The 5,371-nt window shown below is 66.9% G+C and carries 7 protein-coding genes and 2 pseudogenes; 5 read left to right on the forward strand and 4 right to left on the reverse strand.

Annotation, left to right across the window (positions count from 1 at the left end; translation table 11 throughout):
• Window positions 1-482: 482 nt before the first annotated feature.
• Together AB0C84_RS45140 and AB0C84_RS45145 are read right to left on the reverse strand one after the other, a co-directional pair.
• Complete coding sequence (locus AB0C84_RS45140; protein ID WP_361078882.1) at window positions 483-1,070, reverse strand: AMP-binding protein; 588 nt, start codon at window positions 1,068-1,070, stop codon at window positions 483-485.
• A gap of 320 nt (window positions 1,071-1,390) precedes the next feature.
• Window positions 1,391-1,591: a hypothetical protein gene (locus AB0C84_RS45145; protein WP_361078885.1), complete on the reverse strand. Its 201-nt coding sequence runs from the start codon at window positions 1,589-1,591 to the stop codon at window positions 1,391-1,393.
• Between the two features lie 573 nt (window positions 1,592-2,164).
• On the opposite strand from AB0C84_RS45145, the gene AB0C84_RS45150 reads away from it, so the two are divergent.
• The 5 genes and pseudogenes from AB0C84_RS45150 (at window position 2,165) to AB0C84_RS45170 (ending at window position 4,113) form a co-directional block, all read left to right on the forward strand.
• Entirely contained in the window at window positions 2,165-2,344 is a 180-nt protein-coding gene (locus AB0C84_RS45150) for a hypothetical protein (RefSeq protein WP_361078887.1), read from the forward strand.
• A 332-nt stretch (window positions 2,345-2,676) separates the two neighbouring features.
• Window positions 2,677-2,844 carry a hypothetical protein gene (locus tag AB0C84_RS45155; RefSeq protein WP_361078890.1) on the forward strand — a complete coding sequence of 56 codons (168 nt, stop codon included), beginning with the start codon at window positions 2,677-2,679 and terminating at the stop codon, window positions 2,842-2,844.
• Window positions 2,845-2,987: 143 nt separating this feature from the next.
• On the forward strand, window positions 2,988-3,143 hold the full coding sequence (locus AB0C84_RS45160) for a transposase (protein WP_361078893.1): 156 nt from the start codon (window positions 2,988-2,990) through the stop codon (window positions 3,141-3,143).
• A gap of 65 nt (window positions 3,144-3,208) precedes the next feature.
• A pseudogene (locus AB0C84_RS45165) lies at window positions 3,209-3,346 on the forward strand (IS3 family transposase); the annotation flags it as partial.
• A 50-nt stretch (window positions 3,347-3,396) separates the two neighbouring features.
• The gene (locus tag AB0C84_RS45170; protein ID WP_361078896.1) at window positions 3,397-4,113 is read left to right on the forward strand and encodes a hypothetical protein; all 717 of its coding nucleotides are present in this window, start codon (window positions 3,397-3,399) and stop codon (window positions 4,111-4,113) included.
• A 504-nt stretch (window positions 4,114-4,617) separates the two neighbouring features.
• Here the strand turns inward: AB0C84_RS45170 and AB0C84_RS45175 are convergent.
• Both AB0C84_RS45175 and AB0C84_RS45180 read right to left on the reverse strand, forming a co-directional pair.
• Entirely contained in the window at window positions 4,618-4,989 is a 372-nt protein-coding gene (locus AB0C84_RS45175; protein WP_361078898.1) for a hypothetical protein, read from the reverse strand.
• A 117-nt stretch (window positions 4,990-5,106) separates the two neighbouring features.
• Window positions 5,107-5,371: pseudogene (locus AB0C84_RS45180) on the reverse strand (hypothetical protein); the annotation flags it as partial.

The raw sequence follows: 5,371 nt of genomic DNA on the forward strand, positions 1-5,371 counted from the left end.
CACCCTCGGCAGCAGCGACTCAACCCGCTCCCACAAGCTGTCACACGCGACCCACGGGGGTTACTCGCCCTTACACACCCGCCCACACCACACCCGACCATCACCACATGTCGCACAACATACACATATTGTTATGACCACTCAGTGGAGGGGCCCCGTACGCCGCGCCGGCAGACGAATCGTCCACGTCGGGCAGGGCGCACTTGCTTGCCGAAACGAAAGGGCGGCCGCGGCCGCGATGGGGTGACGATCAGCGGCGGCGACCGTCGGTCTGCTGCCGCCGCAGGCGGGCGAACAGCCCTCGTCCTCCCTTCGTCCTAGCACTCTGAATCGTGTCCGCCGAGGTCGGCAGACGAGTGAGGTCCCGGCGGGCGGCTGGCGAGGCATCTAACCGGCCGCCGAGCCAGGGTTCACCCGGGTGTGCCGCCTCGAGAGAGCACCTGCCTCATACGTGTCTCTGCTACGGCTCATGACCGAGCGGGTCAATTGGCCAAATGTAGAAGCGGGGCTGTGTCCTGGCTGGTGACGGTGACGTGCTCGCGGGGCAGGTCGAGTAGGTCGGCGGCTCGGCCAATGATGCCGCAGGCGAGCGCGGGGGGCGTGAGCGTGTGTACGGTGATCCGTTGGGGGCCGGGTGGCGGACGAGGGCACAGCGGCGCCTGAGTAGCGGGCCGAGGGTTTTCCAGGGTGTCGTGCGGCCACAGCCTGGCTACGGGGTGGTCGTCGGCGCGGCCGAGCAGCCGCAGACGGTCCCGGGCGTCGATGCGTCCCAGATCCGTAGTGCGCAGGGTCGGGTCAGGGAGCGGTTCACCGGTGTCAAGGGGGACCGCCAGAGCGGGGCTGGACAGCTCCACGAGAGGTTGGTCGCCGTTGTCTTCGGCGATGATGGCGGAGACACCCGCCATCGGCGCGCCGACGGTGCTGAGCGTTTCGTCGGTGGCCTCGGTATCGAAGTGTGTGAGGGAGGCGGTCTTGGTCAGGCCGTACCCCTCGCGGACGTCGATGTTGTGGGCGCGGTAGTCGGCGATCGCTGTCGTGCTTGACGGTGCTCCGCCGGAGTGGACCAGCACGGTGCCGTGCTACGGCCGGACAGGGGGCGGCCCGGTCGAAGGTGAACGGGTTGGCCAGTACGATGACCCGGTCGGCGGTGGGCGCCAGCCGCGTGGCTTCGGCCAGGACGTCGCGGAAGTCGTTGCCTAGGTGCAGGCGAGCGCCCAGCAGCACACCGGTGATGACGGTGAACTTGTAGGCGGCGGGCAAGGCGGTGACGGTATCGAGTGGCCGACGGTGAAACCGTGGCCGCGTGGGCCCACCTACGCGCATCGTCGGACAGGCCCTGCACGCCGGACCGTCGACGATGAATCCACCTACTAAAGGCCCCGTCGCCGGGTTAGGGGTCTTCCGGTGCCGGTCTGCGCAGGGGGCGCCGCAGGCTCTCCCGCAAAATCACCCTGGCGGTCACGGCATCGTAGAGATACAACGCGCGAACGGCGTGAGCGAAACGCTCACCATCACTGTCACGGAGCGCCGCGTTCATCTGATCGGCCATGGCGATCACATACGGTTGGCGCTGCTTGGAGGACTCAGTCACAGGTTTCATCGTCCGCCCCCTGAGGCCAAACGCCAGGTCCGTAGGCTGACGGCGACCAGATCGGAGCAAGCAGGTAGGCCGATCATCTTGGCCACCGACTGGTTGCACACCGGGACACGGGGGCAGAGCCGCCTCAGGAATTGGTAGAGTGCCACGACCTTGATCGACCTTGATCGACCTTGCGAGGTCAGTGCCTTCGCGCCCCTGGTCACGACCCTTTGGGACCGGGCACGATCTCGAAGTATTCGCATGGTCCGTGTGTTCGTGGATTTACATCCGCATCCTTGTTCCAGCGGGCCGCGGGGGGTCCTCCTCTGCCGGGCACCGTCATAGAAGAGACCACTTGACCCACCAACCACTCTCAGTCCTGCCAGGCCCTGAGGGTCTGGGTAGGCGTCGACATCCACCGGAGCGTGAACGTGGCCGTCGCCCTGGACGAGCGCGGCCGCAGGCTCGGCGACATCGCGGTGTCGACAACACGCGAGGGCAGCCCCGCCCTCCTGGACTGGACGCATTCGCTCGCCCAGGAGCTTCGCGGCTTCGATCGAGGGCACTGGCAGCTACGGCGCCGGCTTGACCCGCCACCTCCAGGCGCACGGTCAGTTCGTCATCGAGGCCACCCGGCCCTGCTGCGACCGCATGGCCCAGCGCAACGACGGCAAGAGCGACACCATCGACGCCCTGCGCGCCGCCAAAGCCGTGCTCGCCGAAGAATTCAACATCGCCCCCCAAACAGCGCAACGGCGACGTTGAGTTCCTCCGAAACCTTCAGGTCGTCGAACGCAGCGCCATCAAGGCCCGCACGGCCGCGATCAACGCAATGCGCGCCATCCTGGTCTCCGCACCTGACGAGCTACGCGACCGATTCTGCCCCGCCCGAAAGAACGACCTCATCGAACGCTGCGCCCGGCTCCGGCCAGACGGCGACGACATAGTCGCCAGTGTCAAGAGGGCACTGCGCCGACTCGCACGTCGTTGCAGGATGCTCAACTAGGAACTGGCCGACGTCGACGCCGAGATCGACACGCTCGTCCGCCGCTGCGCCCCCGCGCTGAAATTGGACGGCGCCGGGCCTGGCGTCGCCGGTGGCGCAGGCCGACCGCGATGACTGCCGCCGTGTCGACGGGCTGACCAGCACGGAGAAGGAGGAGTTGGCCCGGTTGCGCCGCGAGGTCCGTCAGCTCCGCGAGGAGCGGGAGATCTTGAAGAAGGCGGCGGTTTTCTTCGCTCGCGAGGCTGATCGGCCGAGATGAAGTACGGCTGATCGATGCGGAGAAGACACACCACAGCGTCCCCGCTGGCTCGGGTGCTGGGTGTGTCGCGTTAGGGCTACTACGGCTGGAACGACGCGGCTCGTCCCGGCAGGCGCGTCAGGACCAGGCGTGTGCCCGCCGCCATGACCGAAACCATCGTCAAGATCAATGCCCGGTCGCGCCGCACCTATGGTGCTCCGCGTGTTCACGCCGAACTGCGCGATGAGTACGGTTTGCATGGCGGACGCAAACGGGTGGCCCGGCTGATGCGCACCGACCGGCCTGGTGCACCACAGTGACGCCGGATCGCAGGGTACACTTCTTTCCGGTTCACCACGCATCTGGTCAACGCCGTGTCGACGCCTCCATCGGCACCGTCGGCGACGCGCTCGACAACGCCTTGACGGAGTCGGCGATCGGCCTGTACAAGACCGAGCTGATTAAGCCACGGGGGCCGTGGAAGCACCTGACCGGCGTCGAGCTGGCCACCGCCGAGTACGTGGACACTTGACATGATCCAGGACCTTGACTTCCAGCTATGAGACTCCCACCGTGAAGAGGCAGGCTCACGATGAGGATCCTTTGGGCGTCCGGGAACTTCTGCCGGTCGAAGGGGGAACGTGGGGCGGGCTACTCTTCGACAACCCGAGGATTAGGCTGCCGCTGGCCTTGACTTGGAGCTTCCGCTTCCCTTTCAAGGAGGTAGTCCGGGACTACGGAAGCAACCGGATCTTCCTGGACATCGACTGGCTACCGCTCCCGAGTGCCAGTTGGCGCAGCATGACCGGCCAAACGGTACGAGGCGCCAGCGAACCTGCCGAGTCCAGCGTCTACTTCTTCCAGCATCACCAGTACGACCTGATCGATCTGGAGATCCTCGAGCAGCAGGAGCTATGGCTTCATGCCCGCGCCACATTGACGGGTGATCTGGACGGCCTGGGCATGGACCCTGTCACTGCCGACGGATGGTTGCGCTTCGAAGGCATTCGGGTGCATCTGACTAGCGCAACCTCGGCTGAGTCAGCGCTTGCGCGGCTTCAGACCGCCACCGCGACCGAAGGATTGTCGTACTCACCGTCGCCCAACAGTCCTTCCTTCCTGTTCGCGGCAACGGATTCTTCAAAGCACCCACGTGGGAACACCCGGATCCCATCGAAGAGCTGCTGCTGGTCGACTTCGACGGTCGACCCGACCGCCTGGGACGGGCAGCAGCGGCCCCAGAATCACCCATTGCGCGTCAGTCAGGTCAAACCGCCTCGTCACCGCTAAGGTGGCCACGAGGTCTCCGATTCTTACCGGGCACCCCCGCCCTGCCGGCCGCTTGCACCCGTCGGTGAGCAGCGTCGAGGGGATCACACCGTGGTCGCCGCGGCGAGGATCGCGGTGACAAGCTCGCCGCCGGCGCCGGGGCGGAGCCACCGGGAGGACGACCCAATGGACATCATTGTCCACGCCGTGATCTTCCCCGACATGCCCTGCCGCCCCGAGTGCGGCGTCGGTCTCGGCCAGGGTCCGGACGCTGAGCGGCACCCGGTCGGGCCCCCTTGGGGCGCCGCTCGCCGAGACTGCCGGGACTCGCCCGGCTGACTACCGCCGTCGAGGCCACCGGGTGAAACCCGCAGACCATCGTCGACCGGGCCCTTGCCCAGTTCCTCGACACCCTGGAGATCTCCGCCGGGGCGGCACGCACGAGGGTCCGGGACCGACCCGTCGTCAACACGAACGGGCCCCTCAGGCGGGTGCCTGAAGGGCCCGGTGGAGCGGGGTGCGAGGTCAGCGTGCGGGGTGGTCCAGGTGTAGCGGTCCCGGCTGCAGGTTCCAGGTGTCGAAACTGCGTTCGGTGCCGCCACCGCGGCCGCCGTAGCCGACGTTACTGTTGCTGGTTGGCGCCGTGAGCTGGGTGTCTTCTTCCGGATACGAGTCCCGCTTGCCCTCTCGCCAGCACTTCCGCTTGCGGAAACGCTGGCATTCCCGCTGGCCGATTCGCGGGCGGTTACAGGGAACGGCGGAGCTGCCTGGCCGGTCGCACAGCACCAGGTCGACCTCCCCGGCCTCCTCCAGAGCCGCCAGGCCGCGGGCCAGACGACCGTCGACCGGCGCCGGGTCGGTCTCCCGGTTGGCCAGGTTCTGCTCCGAGGCCAGCACCCGGACCGCCGCTGGCCAGGCGCGCCCAGCCGCCTGGAGCACGTCGCCGATCGCCTCGACCGGGTCGCCGATCGACTGCTATCCGACACCGAGGACGACTAGGGCCTGTTTCTCGGATCAGGTGCGTAGCCAGATGAGCAGGACAGTGATGGTGATGGTGCCGGTGAACAGGTAGCCGCGTTTGTCGAAGCGGGTTGCGACGGCTCGGAACTGCTTGAGCCGGTTGATGGCGCGTTCAACGGTGTTGCGTTGCTTGTAGCGCTCGGGGTCGAAGCCGGGCGAACAAAATGCGCATGTGATGCGACATGGCGTGATGTCGGGGTGTGGTGTGGGCGGGTGTGTAAGGGCGAGTAACCCCCGTGGGTCGCGTGTGACGGCCTGT

Source organism: Actinomadura sp. NPDC048955 (assembly GCF_040649435.1).
Lineage (GTDB): Bacteria > Actinomycetota > Actinomycetes > Streptosporangiales > Streptosporangiaceae > Spirillospora > Spirillospora luteofluorescens.

Coding starts and splice junctions, on each gene's coding strand:
- AB0C84_RS45160 (WP_361078893.1), top strand. CDS start 2,988: ATGACCGAAACCATCGTCAAGATCAATGCCCGGTCGCGCCGCACCTAT.